The sequence below is a fragment of the Microaerobacter geothermalis genome (assembly GCF_021608135.1).
Classification (GTDB): Bacteria; Bacillota; Bacilli; order DSM-22679; family DSM-22679; genus Microaerobacter; species Microaerobacter geothermalis.
In genome coordinates this window covers 1-18,453 of the sequence record NZ_JAKIHL010000004.1, presented here as the reverse complement: position 1 = coordinate 18,453, position 18,453 = coordinate 1, and the positions used below count along the sequence as shown (strand labels likewise).

At 39.7% G+C, this 18,453-nt stretch carries 18 protein-coding genes; 7 read left to right on the top strand and 11 right to left on the bottom strand.

Annotated elements, in window-relative coordinates:
• The first annotated feature begins 5 nt into the window (after positions 1-5).
• Entirely contained in the window at positions 6-1,115 is a 1,110-nt protein-coding gene (locus L1765_RS03675) for a UDP-N-acetylmuramoyl-tripeptide--D-alanyl-D-alanine ligase (protein WP_236405143.1), read from the top strand.
• A 39-nt stretch (positions 1,116-1,154) separates the two neighbouring features.
• Here L1765_RS03675 and L1765_RS03670 read toward each other — a convergent pair whose 3' ends face one another.
• Together L1765_RS03670 and L1765_RS03665 are read right to left on the bottom strand one after the other, a co-directional pair.
• The gene (locus tag L1765_RS03670; protein WP_236405141.1) at positions 1,155-2,180 is read right to left on the bottom strand and encodes a CapA family protein; all 1,026 of its coding nucleotides are present in this window, start codon (positions 2,178-2,180) and stop codon (positions 1,155-1,157) included.
• A 477-nt stretch (positions 2,181-2,657) separates the two neighbouring features.
• A complete protein-coding gene (locus L1765_RS03665) occupies positions 2,658-3,068 on the bottom strand; it encodes a toprim domain-containing protein (protein WP_236405139.1) in 411 nt (136 codons plus the stop codon).
• Between the two features lie 697 nt (positions 3,069-3,765).
• Between L1765_RS03665 and L1765_RS03660 the strand changes: the two genes are divergently transcribed.
• The gene (locus L1765_RS03660) at positions 3,766-4,155 is read left to right on the top strand and encodes an acyl-CoA thioesterase (RefSeq protein ID WP_236405132.1); all 390 of its coding nucleotides are present in this window, start codon (positions 3,766-3,768) and stop codon (positions 4,153-4,155) included.
• A 73-nt stretch (positions 4,156-4,228) separates the two neighbouring features.
• Here L1765_RS03660 and L1765_RS03655 read toward each other — a convergent pair whose 3' ends face one another.
• The 5 genes from L1765_RS03655 to L1765_RS03635 form a co-directional block, all read right to left on the bottom strand.
• Positions 4,229-4,783 carry a hypothetical protein gene (locus L1765_RS03655; RefSeq protein ID WP_236405131.1) on the bottom strand — a complete coding sequence of 185 codons (555 nt, stop codon included), beginning with the start codon at positions 4,781-4,783 and terminating at the stop codon, positions 4,229-4,231.
• Positions 4,784-5,191: 408 nt separating this feature from the next.
• Complete coding sequence (locus L1765_RS03650) at positions 5,192-5,485, bottom strand: ATPase (RefSeq protein ID WP_236405130.1); 294 nt, start codon at positions 5,483-5,485, stop codon at positions 5,192-5,194.
• A 342-nt stretch (positions 5,486-5,827) separates the two neighbouring features.
• Positions 5,828-7,318, bottom strand: coding sequence for an alkaline phosphatase family protein (locus tag L1765_RS03645; RefSeq protein WP_236405129.1), 1,491 nt, complete (start codon positions 7,316-7,318; stop codon positions 5,828-5,830).
• Between the two features lie 197 nt (positions 7,319-7,515).
• The gene (locus tag L1765_RS03640) at positions 7,516-7,989 is read right to left on the bottom strand and encodes a YugN family protein (protein ID WP_236405128.1); all 474 of its coding nucleotides are present in this window, start codon (positions 7,987-7,989) and stop codon (positions 7,516-7,518) included.
• A 308-nt stretch (positions 7,990-8,297) separates the two neighbouring features.
• Positions 8,298-9,194 (bottom strand): LysR family transcriptional regulator, encoded by an 897-nt coding sequence (locus L1765_RS03635; protein ID WP_236405127.1) that lies wholly within the window; start codon positions 9,192-9,194, stop codon positions 8,298-8,300.
• A gap of 201 nt (positions 9,195-9,395) precedes the next feature.
• On the opposite strand from L1765_RS03635, the gene leuC reads away from it, so the two are divergent.
• Both leuC and leuD read left to right on the top strand, forming a co-directional pair.
• Complete coding sequence (gene leuC, locus L1765_RS03630; RefSeq protein WP_236405126.1) at positions 9,396-10,805, top strand: 3-isopropylmalate dehydratase large subunit; 1,410 nt, start codon at positions 9,396-9,398, stop codon at positions 10,803-10,805.
• Between the two features lie 15 nt (positions 10,806-10,820).
• Positions 10,821-11,426, top strand: a complete 606-nt coding sequence (leuD, locus tag L1765_RS03625) for a 3-isopropylmalate dehydratase small subunit (protein WP_236405124.1) — start codon at positions 10,821-10,823, stop codon at positions 11,424-11,426.
• 114 nt (positions 11,427-11,540) lie between these two features.
• On the opposite strand, the gene L1765_RS03620 is transcribed toward leuD, so the two are convergent.
• Genes L1765_RS03620 through L1765_RS03605 form a run of 4 tightly spaced genes read right to left on the bottom strand, consistent with a single transcriptional unit; the run spans position 11,541 to position 15,605 of the window.
• Positions 11,541-12,047, bottom strand: coding sequence for a transcription repressor NadR (locus L1765_RS03620; protein ID WP_236405122.1), 507 nt, complete (start codon positions 12,045-12,047; stop codon positions 11,541-11,543).
• A 55-nt stretch (positions 12,048-12,102) separates the two neighbouring features.
• Complete coding sequence (gene nadA / locus L1765_RS03615; RefSeq protein ID WP_236405105.1) at positions 12,103-13,206, bottom strand: quinolinate synthase NadA; 1,104 nt, start codon at positions 13,204-13,206, stop codon at positions 12,103-12,105.
• Between the two features lie 28 nt (positions 13,207-13,234).
• Positions 13,235-14,074: a carboxylating nicotinate-nucleotide diphosphorylase gene (gene nadC, locus L1765_RS03610; RefSeq protein WP_236405097.1), complete on the bottom strand. Its 840-nt coding sequence runs from the start codon at positions 14,072-14,074 to the stop codon at positions 13,235-13,237.
• On the bottom strand, positions 14,028-15,605 hold the full coding sequence (locus tag L1765_RS03605; protein WP_236405095.1) for an L-aspartate oxidase: 1,578 nt from the start codon (positions 15,603-15,605) through the stop codon (positions 14,028-14,030). The genes nadC and L1765_RS03605 overlap by 47 nt, the downstream gene beginning before the upstream one ends.
• A gap of 159 nt (positions 15,606-15,764) precedes the next feature.
• On the opposite strand from L1765_RS03605, the gene L1765_RS03600 reads away from it, so the two are divergent.
• From L1765_RS03600 to L1765_RS03590, 3 genes are all read left to right on the top strand, one after another.
• The gene (locus L1765_RS03600; RefSeq protein WP_236405093.1) at positions 15,765-16,922 is read left to right on the top strand and encodes a cysteine desulfurase family protein; all 1,158 of its coding nucleotides are present in this window, start codon (positions 15,765-15,767) and stop codon (positions 16,920-16,922) included.
• A gap of 84 nt (positions 16,923-17,006) precedes the next feature.
• Positions 17,007-17,303, top strand: coding sequence for a DUF1292 domain-containing protein (locus tag L1765_RS03595; RefSeq protein WP_236405090.1), 297 nt, complete (start codon positions 17,007-17,009; stop codon positions 17,301-17,303).
• A 180-nt stretch (positions 17,304-17,483) separates the two neighbouring features.
• Positions 17,484-18,161 carry a TVP38/TMEM64 family protein gene (locus L1765_RS03590; protein ID WP_236405088.1) on the top strand — a complete coding sequence of 226 codons (678 nt, stop codon included), beginning with the start codon at positions 17,484-17,486 and terminating at the stop codon, positions 18,159-18,161.
• Positions 18,162-18,453: the final 292 nt, after the last annotated feature.

Here is an 18,453-nt window from a genome sequence, read left to right as displayed (position 1 = left end):
AGTGGTTGGGAAAATATGCTAAAATTTTACGAACACCCATTATTGCCGTTACCGGAAGTGCCGGAAAAACAACAACGAAGGAATTCATTGCTTCTATTCTCAACAAAAGATGGAAAATATTTAAAACAAGAAGGAATTTAAATCACTTTTCCCATACAGCGAAGTATGTGAAAGAAATTAATTCTTCCCATCGAGCCATTGTATTGGAATACGGAATGAAACGATTAGGAGACATTAGAAAACATTGCTTTTCCATCCAACCCAACATTGGAATCATCACTAATGTTGGAACAGCACATATTGGAAACTTTAATGGAGAAATCACAGGAATAGCCAGAGCAAAATCTGAATTGATTAAACATATGAATTCCCGAGGAATATTGATTCTTAATGCAGACGACCAACAATCAAAGTTACTTGAAACAGATGGATTTAAAGGGAAAATCCTAACGGTAGGAATAATGAATGGAGATTATATTGCGAAGAATATACGTTATGCAGATCATGGCATGACCTTTCAAGTAAAACTGGATGGTGAAGATCATCACTTTTTTATTCCGATTTATGGACAGCACAATATTTACAATGCTTTGTTCGCAATATCAGTTGCCCATCTACTCGGATTTTCACCCTTCGAGATAAAAACTGGATTAAGAACTTTTCATAAAGCAAAACAGCGTCTGGTTGTGTATCACTACAGAAAGAAGATAAAAATTATTGACGATACATTTAGTGCTAATCCTCATGCGATGAAGGCCGCCATCGATGTTTTATCTCAGATCGGTACTGGAAGAAATATTGCCGTCTTAGGCAGCATGTTAGAAATGGGAAAGTATTCCTCAAAAGGACATCAAGAAGTTGGACATTATTTGGCAAACAAAAGAGTTGATTATCTCTTTACTTATGGAATCTCAGCCCGAAGGATTGGGGATAGTGCCGTCAAAAATGGTTTTCCTACCCATAGAGTAAAGCATTTTACCTCCAAGGAACAATTGCAGAAATATCTTTTAGAAAAGGTCATTCCTCATACAACAATCCTGGTAAAAGGTTCCCACGGATTAAAAATGAATTATATTGTGCGCTATTTAAGCCGTAGATTAAAGGGGAAAAGGTAAAAAGAAGCCATTAAAATATGTTGCGTGGCTTCTTTATTTTTATTTGGCTCTCCCTTTGATAAGTTTGGTTGTTCTTACCCAAACTCTATTCATCGTATCCAAGTCTTTTTTAGTGATATATCTATCGGGATAATTTAAAAAAAATCGAATAGGCAGGACTCTGAATTTTATCTTTTTACCTAAGTAATACCGATGAACCCATGTTGGGATATAACTGACCCGAGAAAATCTTACTTTTCCGTTAATATCCTTCATTACTGTGATACATAGAATTATACTGCTTTCCGTATCTATGTTATTTCTCATTCTGTCAGAAATGAAATTTCCTAAGGAGTATATTACCAACTTCTTATTATCTTTTACATACATGGGCTGAAGCACATGAGGATGTGACCCCAATATGATATCTGCTCCCCAATCCAATAAATTATCTACTAATGTCCGTTGTCCATATCCGGGGGAATGGCGGAATTCCCTACCAAAATGAAGGGCAATAATCACAAGGTCCACTCTCGATTTCAAATATGAGATTTCTGCTTTCATCTTTTTATCATGAATGCGGTTAACCATCCACGATTGAGGGACCGGTAAATAATTGGTTCCATAAGTGTAGGCTAAAATGCCAATTTTAATCCCATTTACTTTTATAATCAAAGGTTTTCTAGATTCTTCCACGCTTCTAAAGGTACCGGTATGCTTAATTTCGTTTGAATCAAGAACCTGTAACGTTCTTCTAAGTCCACTCTCACTACGGTCCATACAATGGTTGTTTGCCGTTGTTAAAACGTCAAATCCTACTCTTTTTAATGACCCGGCTAATTCATCTGGACAATTAAACATGGGATATTGAGTTTTAGGATTTTTTCTTTCATACAATCGTTCTCTTCCGGAAAACGTCGTTTCCAGATTTCCTATCGTAAGGTCTGCCTTTCTAAGATAAGAGGCTACTTCTTTAAACATACCATCAAACGAATAGCGGTTCGTGCCCGAAATTTGTGCGGAGTCTATTTGCTTTTGCCACATGAGAATATCTCCAACAGCAGCAATTCTAACCTTTGTAGTCATAGGATACTCTTTTCCTCCTTATCATGATTTTAATATATGCAAGTAGGCTTTAATCTGCGATAACAGCATAAAAAAGAGCCTCGAATAATCGAGACTCAAATACAAATAAAATCCAGCTGATTAAAAAATACTCCACTTATATTTATTCTGTCAAATGACCAAAATATTTATAAAAGATATTTGAAAAGAGGAAAAGTGTATGCTATGGGTCGCTATTATTTTGTTTTCGATCGTGATCACCATGCTCTTCTTATCATGGATTACATCTTTAACTGTAAAATCTAAACCTCACGTGAAACGGAACAATGTGATTCCTTTCGAGCAATTTGAAATGAGGAGATTTTCACGGTCGGTAAACCACTTATTCGCTCCATTTCCAAAAAAGAAACATAAAAAACATTCGCGAGCAAAATTTTAATAATTTTAAGTTAACGTAATTTATATTATGTTAACTATAAACCCTGCTATCATTCTTTATTACTGCCCTTTCTTTTTTGGAGTCATTTTTTTACTTTTTCTTTTAGTATGATCTCCAATTCTCCCAAGATCCATTAACAGGGATTCATTAATTTCAAAATGAGCCTCTGCGAATAGCTTGGCCAAATACTCAATAGGTGTTCTTGCTACCTCTTTATACATTTTTCTCGTATAAAGATGACGGGCATTTGGCAGTTCCCTCTTTAATTGATTTCTTAATTTATTTCCCGAATCATCGGCATCAACCAAAATATACACTTCCTCTTCTTGAAGCGGCAGAATCATTTCCTCAATTTTATCGTCACCTAATGTACCAAACGTGCAAACAATTTCTACAGGCTCATTAAGAATAGACATTAACCTTTCCTTATCGGTTTTTCCTTCAACAATGATAACTTTTTTCGTGGCCATTTTTATTCTCTCCCATTGTATAAGCTTTACTTTCAGGATAAAATGGTTCAAAACCATAAACAGAAAAGTGGCATGTTATAGGCTTTACATGCCACTCTAATTTTTAACACATTCTTATCTTAACAGAACAGCCTGGCTTTAGGTAAGATAAAGGATAGAACTAGAAATTATATTTACGCAATGAGGTGTAATCAATGAACTTAATAGTGACTGAAGCAGCCTTAAAAGAATTGAATCAATTTTCTATCCCAGAAGGTTATGGTATTCGAATAGATGCTGAATTAACCGGTGGCTGAAGTTCTACTATAGACATACAACTGGCTCTGGACGAGCCCAGGAAAAATGACCTAATCATTGAAAAGGAACAAACAACCATTTTTGTTGATCGTTTCACCCGGCGCTATGTAGATGATCAGTTAACCCTGGATTATGATCCGTCTTATGGTTTCAAATTATATAGTCCTTATGAGATTTTGTCCTATGGGTTAACAATATATCAAAAGGATAAACTTCCCAACCAAAATTCATCCTGTTAAAAGGATAAAAATCATCTTTCTAACCAAATCCCCTGTTACAGGGGATTTATTTCAACCGTCATAACTTCTAGTCATCCCAAATGTTCTTCTGTTTTCTAAACGGATTTTTTCTATTAAGATTAAGAAGAAATAAAAAAATGGAAGATGGAGGGAAAAAATGTATGAGAGTTGAATTGCCGATCATTGTACGTTCTACAGAAATTGATGTGAATGGCCATGTAAATAATGCCAAATATCTGGAGTACCTGGAATGGGGCCGCGAAGAATGGTACGAAAAAGCCAATCTTAGTTATCAAACGTTTTTAGATATGGGATTGCAGACGGTTACGGTAAATATCAACATCAATTACAGAAAAGAGGCATTTCAAGGAGATCAATTAATCATTTATACACAACCCCAAAAACTGGGAAGGACTAGCTATACTTTATTTCAGCAGATTATAAATCAACATGGTAACGTCGTGGCTGATGCCCAGGTAACAAGTGTTACTATAGATGTGAAAACAAGAAAAGGAGTACCCGTTCCTCAAGAATTAACTAAATTTTTTTAAAGTTAAACTCTCCACCGAATATAAGCGGTGGAGAGTTCGTTGTTACATAACCTTGAACTTGATTGAATCTTCTTTAGATTAGAATTTTTTCTGGACCGAGGGCAAACATAAGAGCCATAAGAAAATGGGAAAAACCAATGGGATAATTTGGAATCTTACCAGCAAATGCCTTCAACTGCTTTTCAGCGAGAAGATTCCAATCTTCATTACCTATCATTTTCGCTAACCGCAAAAGATTAAATGAGGCCACCGAATTTCCTGACGGGGTTGCTCCATCATATATTTCTTTGGGTCGGGCAATCAATTGTTCGCCATCTTCCCCATAGAAGAAAAAACCGCCTCTTTCTTTGTCCCAAAACAAACGAATCATTGATTCATTTAACCTTTCCGCTTCCCTTAGATATTTTGTTTTAAAGGTAGTTTGGTACAGTTCAATTAATCCCCATACCAAAAAGGCATAATCATCAATATATCCTGGATAATCGGCGGATCCATCCCGATACCTGGCTAATAATCGGCCATCCTCTCTGACCAGAGTTCTTTGGATAAAATGTACGGCTTTTTCTGCTGCTGCCGTATATTTTTCGTTCCTTAGGATTCTTCCGCCTAAAGAAAGAGCCGCTATCATAAGTCCGTTCCATGAGGTAAGAATTTTGTCATCCTTGTGTTGGATGTATGCATTCCAAAAATTATCGCTTCATGGTTTTCAAACTTATGCTCTCTTTCTTGGGATATGAATACTTTGTAACTTAGAAAAATTAGCTAAAACTCAAGAAATTGATATACTTTCCTTTGGCGGTCTATGATTTGACAGAAAAAAATCCACAATGAACAGTCGCTGTTCACCATGGATCCTCCCCTGACTCGATTAATTCAATCACTTTTACTATCAAAATCTTTAATTTCAGAAGTAGTCAAAGCTACAGTCGGGCCTTTCCGTTTTGATTTATTTACTGAACTGTAAAATTTAAGATCTTTGCCCTCGTTTTTTGCCCTTCACGTCTATTTGAGCACAAAGAAAACCGCCTGGCAACCATCAATCAGCCTTTTTTTCACCCTTCAATTGCTTTATGATATCAAAGCGCTTGGTTTGCAATGCTATATCAATAATTACTTTTTCCGCTTCACGGGAATAGTCTTCTACCGTATCCGCTTCAGTTAAAGGCTTGATATCATTCTCCACAACCCAAAACTCCTTTTTAATTACTGGAACACGGATGAGATACTGGAAGGCAACATCAATTCTACGATCTCGTGCAATGATATACGCTTCTTTTCCTACCGGTAAGCCCAAATTGAGAATATCCGACACAATAGTCACTCTAGTCATTAGTGGAAGCATATTTTCACCTCTAATATTTTCTTAACATATGAGGTGAAGACCAGTCAAGAACTATGTTAGTGGCGATCAATATCTCTATAAAAATCATTTGATTCAAAAATCTCTGATGTGCCGTTTGCAGGCACTACTACGAATCGCTTTCCTTGCCTTGCGGCTTGTATGACAAATAGATGAGAAACTTTACCAACGGCTTTTTCAATGGAAGGATATAATAATCACATATCAGGAAAATCAGGAATATCCCGCATGATGTCTTTCATTGTAGATGATACGCAATTTCCCTTCCATTATGTATTTTTTCAAGAGAAAAAGCAGTCCTTCGTAATTATACTACGATAGGACTGCCTGCTTTTGCTGTTGATCAAATAGACTAATGATGAATTTTTTCAGGTCAACAATCCTTGGATGTTCAGAAAGAAAATGGTCAGTCCCGGAAACAATTAAAGGAATGATTGAATCAAAGTGATGAAGGGAGCCATGACTTCCCCCTCCAAGATGGGTGGGATAATATTTTGTCTTAAACTCATATCGGGATTCAGCCGTAATGACAATTATCGGGCAAACCTGAGAAAATAGTGCTCCGTATAATCGCGACAGGACATCGGGATATTCGCCATATTTGATGAAATTTCCTTCAATCTGGATATCAAGTATCGACTGATCCCCCTGGAAAAACCATCGGTTCCCATATACATCCGTGTAGGGTCCTTCCTTTTCAAATAGGCACATCTTTTCTGTACCGCCAGAGTGAACAATGATCCGGTTTCCCTGTTTATAGGCGATTTGATCAATATGTTGTTCGCTTTTTAACCGGGAAATGATTTTCGAATCCAGATCATCCTTAACAGGATAGATATATGCCATTCTCTCATTGTTGCAAATGACGAGTCCCACTTGATCTGTAACCCTTTTTCCCAGCTTTAAAGGATGAAACTCTTGCAAAATATCCTCCAAATCAATGTTATACTGTTGATCATTTCCGATGCGGGTTTGTCCGTGATCCCCCGTTACAATAAAAATATTTTTCTCAAGAGCTTTTTCCCACGTATCAAATGAATCAAATAACTTTCTGATTTGTTGATCCACTTTTAACAGGGCCTGTTCTGCGTGATCGGGATTGGTTATATGAACACTGTGATCATTGTCGGGTAGATAAACCATCATAAAATCAGGCTGATTTCCTGAAAGAATAAGGGTTTTAGCAGTTTCGACGGCATATGTATCGTTTATTCCGTAATTGTTCCAACATCTCATTTTAAATTTCCCAATATTTTTTCGCGCTTCTGGTATGGAAGACATGGCTCCCAGAGTTAATATGTCAGGTCCTGAAATTGATCCATTCAATTGAAATCCCGTCATGAGATTTAAAAAGAAAGGTAGTCTCAACAGGTGTTTATTTCGCCCTCGATGAAGGATTAGATTAATGGAAGCGGAAGAAAAACCCCTGTCATGCAATTCTTCAAAAATGGTGGTGAGATTCTTATTGAGATGTTTTTCATTTAACCGATACAATGCATTCCGGGCACAAGAAACCAAACCTGTCTTCCAGATCGTTTTTCCTCCATTGATATAATTAATGATTTCATCCTCCTCTGGATCATACCAAATTAACCCAGGAACTTTATGGACATCCGGATAGGTTCCTGTCATTAAGGAGGCATCCACCGAAGCGGTCATCGTTGGAAATGCGGTGACGCAGTAGGACCAATATCTCCCATGTTCCTTTAGAAACTTTAATACCGGAACCTTCCCTTTTTTCAGGCAGCTTTCAAAAACTTGGGGAATAAAAGAATCTATCAATAAAAAAATGACTTTTTTCAATGGTTCTCCCTCATATCATCGTTACAAATTTAATGGTTCACATCCTTAACAGTTTCTCCAAATAAACTGGAAAATATTTTGGAAAAACTCGGTTTCGACGTAATTTTGTTTTCCACAGGACGTTGCAGAGAATAATAAAAGAAATGAAAAAATCCGATCCAAACGTAAAAAAGTTTCAAAAATAAAACATCTCCTTCTTATTGGAGATGTCTGATGATTCTTGAAAGATATTCTTCCGCCTTGGTTGTCCATTCACCTTCATTTTCAATCCTGGCATCCTTATCAAGGGGTTCTGTGAATTGATTGGTTAAAGAAGAAATGCCTCCGGTACCGAAAAAAGGGTTCTCTGTTGGATCAACCATGGTCCCTGTTTGAACAACATGGTTGACGATAAACGGCGTTCCAAAACGAATTTTCGCATCTTCATGATCCAATGCTCCTTCAATCACCTGAATGGGGATTCGCAAATAGATGGTTTTGCCTTCTTCCTGTCCCAAAGGAGCATCCATCATTCCCCCTTCATAACCCCAACCCCCGCCAAGGGAAAATCCCTCCTTTTCAAAGGGTTCTTTTATTTCTTTGTAAACCGCTTCTTTCCCCTCAATATCTGAACGAATGAGAATCATAACCATGCACTCCTTACCTCGATCTTTTAAGACCAGTGGATCCATTTAGCTTATATTAGTCTTCCCTTACCTCCAATCTCCCATTCATCATTAATCTCTATATAAACGGCGAGCAACCAACTGAATTGGTCATCGGTTGTTTGTAGAAAGTATTTTCCACTCTGGATGAAAGAAACTGATGATGCGGCCCAAAAGATAATTGAAGTAAAAAATCAACGATTCGAAATAGGTTTCGAATCACTGCAGACAGGAATGTATTCGATTGTCCATTCTGTTGTATCTTTACATAGATCAATCAAGAGATCCCTCCACTGGTTATCTGCCTCATCTGATGAATATATATCAAATCAATACTATTGGAACTCATCTTTTACCGTTTCTTTCATGGTTTGTATAAATGCTTGGGCGGCCTTTGACAAATACCTGCCTCTCCGATACGCCATAACAATTGTCCTTGATGCCTTAGGTTGAGTGATCGATAGATAAACGGGATTATAATTTGTCCTTTTCGTGCGAGTCACAATTTTTGGTACAAAAGCAATGCCAATACCTGCTGCCACTAAGGACTGAACGGTTTCAATATTGGTGCTTTCAAAGACGATGGATGGCTGAAATCCCGCCTGATGACACAAGTTTAATGCGATCTGCCGAAATCCTTGCCCTTTTTTTAACAAGATAAATGGCTGATCTTGAACATCCCTTAAATGGATATTCTTTTTTCGACTCAATGGATGATGGGGCGGTACAGCCAGGAAAATCTCTTCTTCTAGCAATGGTTCCCATTCCAATGCCGGATTTTGTATCGGCAGGGTAAGCAAGCTGACATCAGTACTTCCCGATGCCGTCAGTTCTTCCAGTTCAAGGGTTGTCTCTTCCATTAATTCTACTTCGATCCCGGGGTAAATTTCCTGGAACTTTGACAATACTGGCGGTAGAATATGACCACCGGTAATCGGAAGACTGCCAACCAACAGCTTGCTCTTCTTAAGGTTGGCTACGTCCTCCATCTCTTTTTTGATCTGATTCATCATATCGATTATTTTTTTTCCTCCTTCGAGAAATCGTTTGCCGGCATCGGTAATATCTAACGGAGTCACAGAGCGGTCAAATAGCTGGACTCCCAATTCTTGTTCCAACTTGGCAATTTGCTGACTTAACGAGGGTTGGGCGATATGCAGTTTTTCCGCCGCCCGGGAAAAATTCCTCTCCTCGGCCACCATTATGGCATACAGGATTTGCCGAAACTCCATCTGTCCATCCTCCCTTCTTGAAGAAAGAATATATAAGGGTGGAACTACAAATTCGACAAACGGATGTGTGAATCTTTGGTTCCACATCTATACATTCATAATTATAGACACAACCTATCATCTTCATAGATATTATATCTTGGATCTTTTGATTTTTACATGGTAAAACAGGATTAGAGAATATTCAAGGGAGGTTTTTGGATGAAACCGCGTACCATGTTTGAAAAAATTTGGGACAAACATGTGATTTCCCAAGAGGAAGGAAAGCCAAGTCTTCTTTATATTGATCTGCATCTTGTCCACGAAGTTACATCACCACAGGCCTTTGAAGGATTAAGAATGAATGGTCGTAAAGTTAGAAGGCCAGACCTTACATTTGCTACAGTTGACCATAATATTCCAACCACCAATCGTTTTGACGTAAAGGATCCCATCTCCAAACAACAGATGGAGACGTTAACGAAAAACTGTGCGGAGTTTGACATACAATTGGCAGATATATCCAGCCCTGACCAGGGAATCGTACACGTGATTGGTCCGGAATTGGGACTTACCCTTCCCGGGAAAACCATCGTATGCGGTGACAGCCATACGTCTACCCATGGGGCTTTTGGGGCATTGGCCTTTGGCATAGGTACCAGCGAAGTAGAACACGTGCTGGCAACACAATGTCTTCAGCAGTCAAAACCAAAAACTATGGAAGTACATGTATCAGGGGAACTACAGCCGGGAGTTACGGCAAAAGATATTATCTTAGGGATTATCTCCAAATACGGAACTGATTTTGGAACCGGATACGTCATTGAATATACAGGCGAAGCCATCCAGAAATTGACGATGGAAGAGCGTATGACCGTATGTAACATGTCTATTGAAGCGGGTGCCAGAGCGGGTTTAATTGCACCAGATGAAACCACTTTTGCTTACCTGAAAGGAAGAAGATATGCACCAAAAGGAAGTGATTGGGATAAAGCAGTAGAAGAATGGAAACAATTGGTTACTGATCCTGATGCAACTTATGACCATCGTGTGGAATTAGATGCATCTACCCTTGAACCGCAAGTCACCTGGGGAACCAGTCCAGGAATGGGAGCCAATATTTCTGATGCTATTCCATATCCAGAAAAGCTCCCTACCGCAAATGCAAGAAAAGCAGCGGAAAAAGCCTTGGAATATATGGGCCTGACTCCAGGGACGCCAATCAAAGAAATCAAAATTGACCGGGTATTTATCGGGTCCTGTACCAATGGACGTATCGAAGATTTAAGGGCTGCGGCTAAAGTGGTAAAAGGATATAAAGTATCACCCCATGTTTCAGCCATGGTTGTTCCTGGTTCCCAGCAGGTAAAGCTTCAAGCCGAAAAGGAAGGATTAGACAAGATCTTCTTGGAAGCCGGATTTGAATGGAGGGAATCGGGATGCAGCATGTGTTTGGCTATGAATCCCGATGTGCTTAGCCCTGGGGAACGTTGCGCCTCTACTTCAAACCGGAACTTTGAAGGCAGACAAGGAAGGGGCGGCCGAACCCATCTTGTAAGTCCAGCAATGGCCGCCGCAGCTGGAATTGCCGGTCATTTTGTAGATGTAAGACAATGGAAATATAACGACTAAAAGGAGGGCTTTTCTATGGAACCATTTACCCAGTTATCGGGGATTGTCGCCCCAGTTGACCGTGTCAATGTGGATACTGATGCCATCATTCCAAAACAATTTCTAAAAAGGATTGAACGATCTGGTTTTGGACAATTTCTTTTCTATGAGTGGAGATTCGATGAAAACGGTGAAGTTAATCCACATTTTGAACCCAATAAGCCCAGATACCAAGGAGCATCTATTCTTCTGACAAGGGCTAATTTTGGATGCGGATCTTCCCGAGAGCATGCCCCTTGGGCACTTTTGGATTATGGCTTCAAGGTGATTATTGCTCCTTCATTTGCTGATATTTTTTATAATAACTGTTTCAAAAATGGCATCCTTCCCATTCAGCTTTCGGAAGAACTGGTTGATCAGCTGTTCCAAAAGGTGTACCAAAAAGAGGGATATACATTAACCGTAAATCTAGAAGAAAACAAGATCACCGATTCGGAAGGTTTGTCTATTCCATTTGAAGTAGATCCCTATCGGAGAGAATGTTTGCTTCGAGGTTTGGATGATATTGGAATTTCTTTGAAATATGAGAATGAGATCCGTTCCTATGAAGAGCAAATTCCTTCTTATTACTCGATAAAATAAGTAGCCTAAAGGGAACAGGCTATTCAAACGGAAATCAGCCCTCAATAACATTCCAACGCCACAATTACCCGGATGTTTTTGAGGGCTGCTTCCATTAGATAAGGATTCGTTTTACTATTCAATAACCTCAAAGCCTGCATCTCTTAATGCAGCTTTTGCATCATCAATATATTCCTTGTCGTCTGCCAGCAGTGTGTGATAATGTAATCCTCCGGTCACTTCGGAAAATAAGGGTACGGTGGACTGTCCCCTTTTCTCGAGGAATACTTTAATATCCTTGGGAGTCCTGATGTTTAATTCACCGCTGATCCGGCCATAGATGGGATGATGAATAAAGACATCTGCCACTGTTACGTGGTGGGCGATTAGAATCTCCAATTCCTGCTTTAATTGTTCAGGAGTATGGATGATCCCAAGCACCCCTCGATCATGCTTTTTATACTCAGAATCAAGGATATAACCATGGGTTGTACTGATAACGGGGAAGCCATCTTTACGAAGCCATGCAATATCCTGAACCAGGGTTTGCCTACTTACTTTCAATTTTTGGGACAACTCTGAACCTTTCACGGGCTGGTTACTTTTTTCAAGGAGTTCAATAATTTTCTTCTTTCGATCCATAAAAATAACCTCCATAACCTTCCCCATAATCTCCTTTTTTTACATATCACATTCCCTATGAAAGTTCAAGCATTCGGTCTACTGCCGTTTTGGCCCACTTGGCTGTCTCATCATCTACCCGGATTACATTCACCGGCTGATGATTGATTAGGCTTTCCAGAGACCATAACAAATGGGGCTGATCAATTCGATTCATCGTCAAACAAGGACATATCATCGGATTGAGGGAGGTAATCATTTGGTCCGGATGTTCCTGTGCCAAACGGTTTACCAGATTGTGCTCTGTTCCAATGGCCCATTTCGTTCCAGCAGGTGCATTATCAATCTGTTTGATAATGTAGTCCGTTGAACCATTTTCATCTGCCAGCTGCACCGTTTCAAACATGCATTCCGGATGGACGATTACCCGGATCCCCGGATATGTCTCCCTCATGTAACAAACATGGGACGGCTCAAATTTCTGATGAACGGAGCAATGACCTTTCCACAGAATGATTCGTGAACTTCCGTGTCCATGGGGATACTCCAGACTCATCTCTTTAGGATCATACACAGTCATTTCTTTTAAGGGAATACCTAGCTTAAAGGCGGTATTCCGTCCAAGGTGCTGATCCGGTAGGAACAAAATTCGTTCTTTTTCCTGCAGGGCATATGAGAATATTTTATCAGCATTTGACGAGGTCATGGTAAGTCCCCCGTACTTTCCGACAAAGGCTTTAATGGCAGCGGAGGAGTTGACGTAGGTTACAGGAATGATTGAAGAACCAAATTCCCGGGTAATCATATCCCAACACTCTTCCACTTCATCTACTTCGGCCATATCTGCCATGGAACAACCTGCATTTAAATCGGGAAGAATCACCACCTGCTCCGGAGTAGTTAAAATATCAGCCGTTTCTGCCATAAAATGAACACCGCAAAAAACAATATACTTTGTTTGCTTCAGTTCGGCAGCGATTCTTGCCAGCTTTAAAGAATCTCCTCTATAATCTGCAAATTGAATCACATCATCCCTCTGATAATGGTGTCCCAGTATTATTAAACTATTTCCCAGCCTTTTTTTTGCTTCCCAAATAGCTTTTGTTAACTCCTTTTCGTCCAGTTTTCGATATCGGTCAGGCAATGCTTGTTGATAAACCACAGTTTCCACTACACCCACTTTTTCCTCCCCTTTCTTTTACCTTCTTTTATCCTTTATTTTTTACTTCCAAGCTAATATCCAAAGCCCGGACAGTATGAGTGATCCAACCTAGCGAAATGATGTCAACACCAGTTAATGCATACTCCCTTATGTTTTTCGGATTGATACCACCTGAAGCTTCAGTGATGGCTCTTCCATTAATCCATTTCAAAGATTCTTTAATCTCGGAAGGAAGCATATTATCCAGCAATATGACATCTGCCCTACTTTCAACGGCTTCCTTCACCTGCTCAAGATTCTCTGCCTCCACTTCAATCTTTACCATGTGTCCAACATATTGACGGACCAACTCAACAGCCTTCGAAATGGAACCTGCTCCGGAAATATGATTATCTTTAATCATGACCGCATCAGATAGTCCAAAGCGGTGATTGCTTCCACCTCCTATGAAAACAGCATACTTATCCAACATTCTTAATCCAGGCAAAGTTTTACGTGTGTCCGCTATTTTTACCGGAAGATCTTCAACAATTTTGCATATATCCCTTGTTTCCGTAGCGATTCCGGACATCCGCTGCAATAAATTTAACGCTACTCTTTCACCCGATAATATCGCTCTGGCCTTCCCTTTTAACTCTGCAATAATGGTTCCCTTTTCAACATCTGCCCCTTCTTCAATATAAAAGGTAAAATGTATCCCTTGATCAAGAAGTTGGAACGTTTGTTTGGCAATGTCCAGCCCGGCAATCCTCCCTTCCTGTTTTGCAATCAGATAGCCCTCCAGCAGATCAACATGAGAGAAAATGGCTTCGGTTGTTATATCTCCATGTCCGATGTCTTCAAGAAGTGCTAGTTCCAGCAACCGATTGATGGCTATAGGATTCATGGTACCCCCCCTGAACAAAATGTTTTTTAAAATCGATCAAGGATTCGGGGGAATCTTCTCTGAAATGGGCCCCTCTGCTTTCCTTCCGCCACAAAGCGGCCTCTATCACTAATTTGGCGGTTGTAAGCTGGTGCAAATATGAATTGGGAACATTACCTTGTTCTTTCAACCAATCAATAATTTGCTGTTTTGCTTTTAATAATCCATCACCGTTTCGAACAATCCCCACGAACTCCCACATCAAATTCTGCAATTCTTTCACTAAGATTTGCTGGTTCAAGCTGTTGACCTGAAGCAATTGTTCAATAGTATAAGGAAGATAAATTTTTCCATGCGGTTGGCAATTGGTAGTCAGGGAATCCCAGATCGCCTCTGCAGCTCGAAAAGCAAAAACAATTCCTTCCAGCAGAGAATTACTGGCAAGTCGATTTGCACCGTGTACACCTGTAGAACTTACTTCACCGAGGGCAAATAATCCGGATATACTGCTCCTGCCATAAAAATCCGTCTCAATGCCCCCCATGGCATAATGAGCAGCAGGGACAACTGGTATTAAATCCTGCTCAGGATCAATCCCTTGAGCCATGCAGGAGGAATATATCGTTGGAAAGCGATTTGAAAATTGTTTAATATTTCTGGCATCCAAGAATACTTGCCGTCCTTTTTTCATCTCTCGGTAAATCGCTTGGGAAACAATATCCCGTGAAGCCAGATCCTTTAATGGATGAATTTTTTCCATAAAAGGTTCACCTAGCTGATTCACCAAGACGGCCCCTTCACCACGAACCGCTTCAGAAATTAATGGCAATGGACTTCGGTTCACTTTCAAGGCAGTGGGATGAAATTGAATAAATTCCAAATCCCTTAATCTGGCCCCTGCCCTGTAAGCCATTGAGTACCCTTCTCCAAATATCCCATGAGCATTGGTTGTGTAGGGATAAAGATGACCCAACCCACCATTTGCCAATACTGTGATTTTTGCCTGAAAAGCTTGGATTTCCATCCCATGGGACAATCCAACGGCCCCTTGACAGAACCCATCTGCCATCATCAAATCCAAAATTTGTATCCCATCATACAAAAGAATATTGGGATTGCTCTTAACCTGCTTTAATAAAGAGTCAATAATATTTTTCCCTGTGGCATCACCGCCAGCATGAATAATACGATTCCGACTGTGAGCACCTTCCCTCCCCAGTGAGAGGTCTCCATCTTCGGTTGTGTCGAAGGGAACTCCCAGTTGAAACAAAAATTGAATGGCATGGGGTGCTTCTTCGACAAGAATTGTAACGGCTTCCTCGTCACATAAGCCTTTTCCTGCTTTTATTGTATCCTCATAATGGAACTTTGGGTCATCATCCCTCCCTAAGGCTCCGGCGATTCCACCTTGAGCCCAGTAGGAATTCCCTTCACCTGGCTTTGATTTGGTTACTAAAGTAACTCTTGCATATTGGGAAGCAATTAAGCTCAGGGTAAGGCCAGCAATGCCTGAACCAATAATCAACAAATCAGATTTATGAACTTTCCACATCCTATATTCCTTCTTTCAACAAATAGGGTCCACAGAAATAACAACGTTCTATAAAAATGTGAAACTTATCACTATTATGGGTAAAAAACGTTAATGATGTCAAGACAAATGTAATGTATAATAGTCATGTTAATTGTTAATAGAAAAAGGGGGAGAATCATGTACAGTCCTAGTTATTACTTTGATCATGGGTCAACGACACCTCTGCGTCAGGAAGTTCTTGATGAAATGATGCCATATTTTACATTAAATTTCGGTAATCCTAGTAGTCTCCATCAATATGGGCTGAAGGCAAAAGAATCCCTTGAAATAGCCAGAGCAACAGTAGCTCGGACTATCAACGTCAATCCAAGAGAAATCATCTTTACTGGAAGCGGGACGGAAGCAAACAATTTGGCCATTTTGGGAACCGTGAGAAGACTTCAACGATTAAAAAAGGGGAAGCATTTAATTACAACCGGCATTGAACATGCATCTGTACTAAAAACCTTTAAGCATTTAGAAAAGGAAGGTTTTGAAGTCACTTATCTTCCGGTAGACCCATATGGTAGGGTTCACCTGGATGAAGTAAAGAAGTCAATCCGTACCGATACCCTGATGGTAAGCATTATGCATGCCAATAATGTGATTGGAACCATACAACCTATTTCAGAAATTGGCAGATATTTAAAAGAGAAAAATATTCTTTTTCACACGGATGCCGTCCAAAGTTATGGAAAAATTCCGGTAAATGCACAAGAACTTCATGTGGATTTGCTCTCCATTAATTCCCATAAGATTGGGGGGCCCAAAGGTGTAGCGGCTCTCTACATGAAAAAGGGAATCAGAATTGATCCGTTATATTTCGGAGGTGAACAGGAGCGCGCCATCAGACCGGCTACACAAAATGTTCCTGGTATCGTTGGATTTGCCAAAGCGGCTGAATTGGCCGCCAAAGAACTAGAAGATGAGCAAAAACGCCTACTTAAGCTTCGTTCCCATTTTATCAGTACCCTGACCAAAAACATCGTTGGCGTAAAAATTAATGGTCATCCAACCCAAACTCTTCCCAATTTGATTAATATCAGTGTAGACAATATTGAAGGGCAAGGACTGATGTTGGAATTGGACCGACTTGGATTGGCCACTTCCAGCGGTTCTGCCTGCAGTTCCACCGACCATGAGCCCTCCTATGTTTTACTTGCTACCAACCCATCAAGACAGCATGCCTTGGAAAGTTTAAGAATTACCATGGGAAGGACAACGACGAAGGATAGTGTAGATAAATTGATCAAAGGTATCATTCAATCGGTAAATTATTGGAGAAAAAAGAACTAAAAAATTGCACTATTTTTTCCAGATTTACGGTATACTAGTATAGGACATTCACCCATGTAAGGTGAATAAAAGGAGGCATATACCATGGATATTGAAGTAGGCGAAATCATTACTTTAGTTAGCGATGAGAATGAAGAACAGGATGTTGAAGTCATCAGCACCCTTGAAGTGGATGGAAATGAGTATGTAGCGGTTATATTCCTGCAGGAAGAAGATGATATTGATGATGAAGATGAAGAAGTAGATGTAGATGTTTATTTTCTTCGCTATGATGAAGCGTCAGGAGACTTTATTGACATTGAAACCGATGAAGAATTTAGCAAGGTTTCTTCTGCCTTTTCCCAGGCTATGGAAGAAGAATTTGGCGAAGTCAATGAATAATTATAGGATTCCTCCATTATGAAATGGAGGATTTTTTTTATTTGAGAAATGCATAGACTAAAAGGACGGAACTAAACATCCATGACCGAAAGGGTCACAAATTGATATGAAAGTGTATTTTCATATCAAAGATTTTACAGAAAAGCCCTTCCAAAGATAAATTGCAAGTGAGGTTAATTTATGAAGAAAAAATACGTCAAATGGCTTGCTGTTCCAATGGTGATCGTTGTCGTATATCTTCTGTTTCGCTACGGTTTTCAAGCGGTTTTTGGAAAAATTAGCTTAGACCAGTTAGTGGATTGGCTGAGGAGCAAGGGATATTGGGCGGCTCTTTTGGGAGGTTCGCTAATTATCATCCAATCGTTTATTCCCTTTTCCCCCTTTATCCTCCTAGCCGCGGCAAATGTTCTGATTTTTGGACTTTGGACAGGTTTTATCATCAATTGGACAAGTGCTGTAATTGCGGCTCTCCTCATGTTTTGGGCATCCAGAACCATTGGGAGGGAATGGGCCAACCAGAAGCTTTCGAAGATCCCCACCTGGAATACCATTCAGCAATTGATAAAGAAAAAAGGCTTCCTGATCATCTTTTTATTCCGTATATTTCCGGTAGTTCCGCCTGCGATCGTCAATTTGGGGGCCGGTGTTACCACCATCTCCTTCACAACCTACGCAATGGCCACCTTAATCGGAAAAGCACCCATTATTTTTCTGGAATCAATGCTCAGTTATGACGCCATCAATTTCGCTGAAAATAAAATTCGCTTCGTATTGATTGGAATTCTTTTTACCCTAGTTCTATATTTTGGAAGCAAAGTAATTAAACGAAAACTTAACATTCCCTCCAAAGCAAAGTGAACTTACTTCATGTGGAATCTTATTCTCCATCTGAAGTTTATATGGACGGAACTAAACATACATGACCCGCAGGGTCACAAATTCTCATGAAAATAATTCCATCCAGTAGTTACCTAGTTACTGTATCATCGTCATCTTCTCATAATGGAAATTGAACAGGGGAATGGTAAGTCGTAAATCTTTATGGTGGTAGCAATATCAGACCCCGCGAACTAAACGGACAGCATCGATCATTGAGCACAAATTCCTGTTGCTGCGAGCACGAATATCAAATTACTGTTTGTCTCTGATC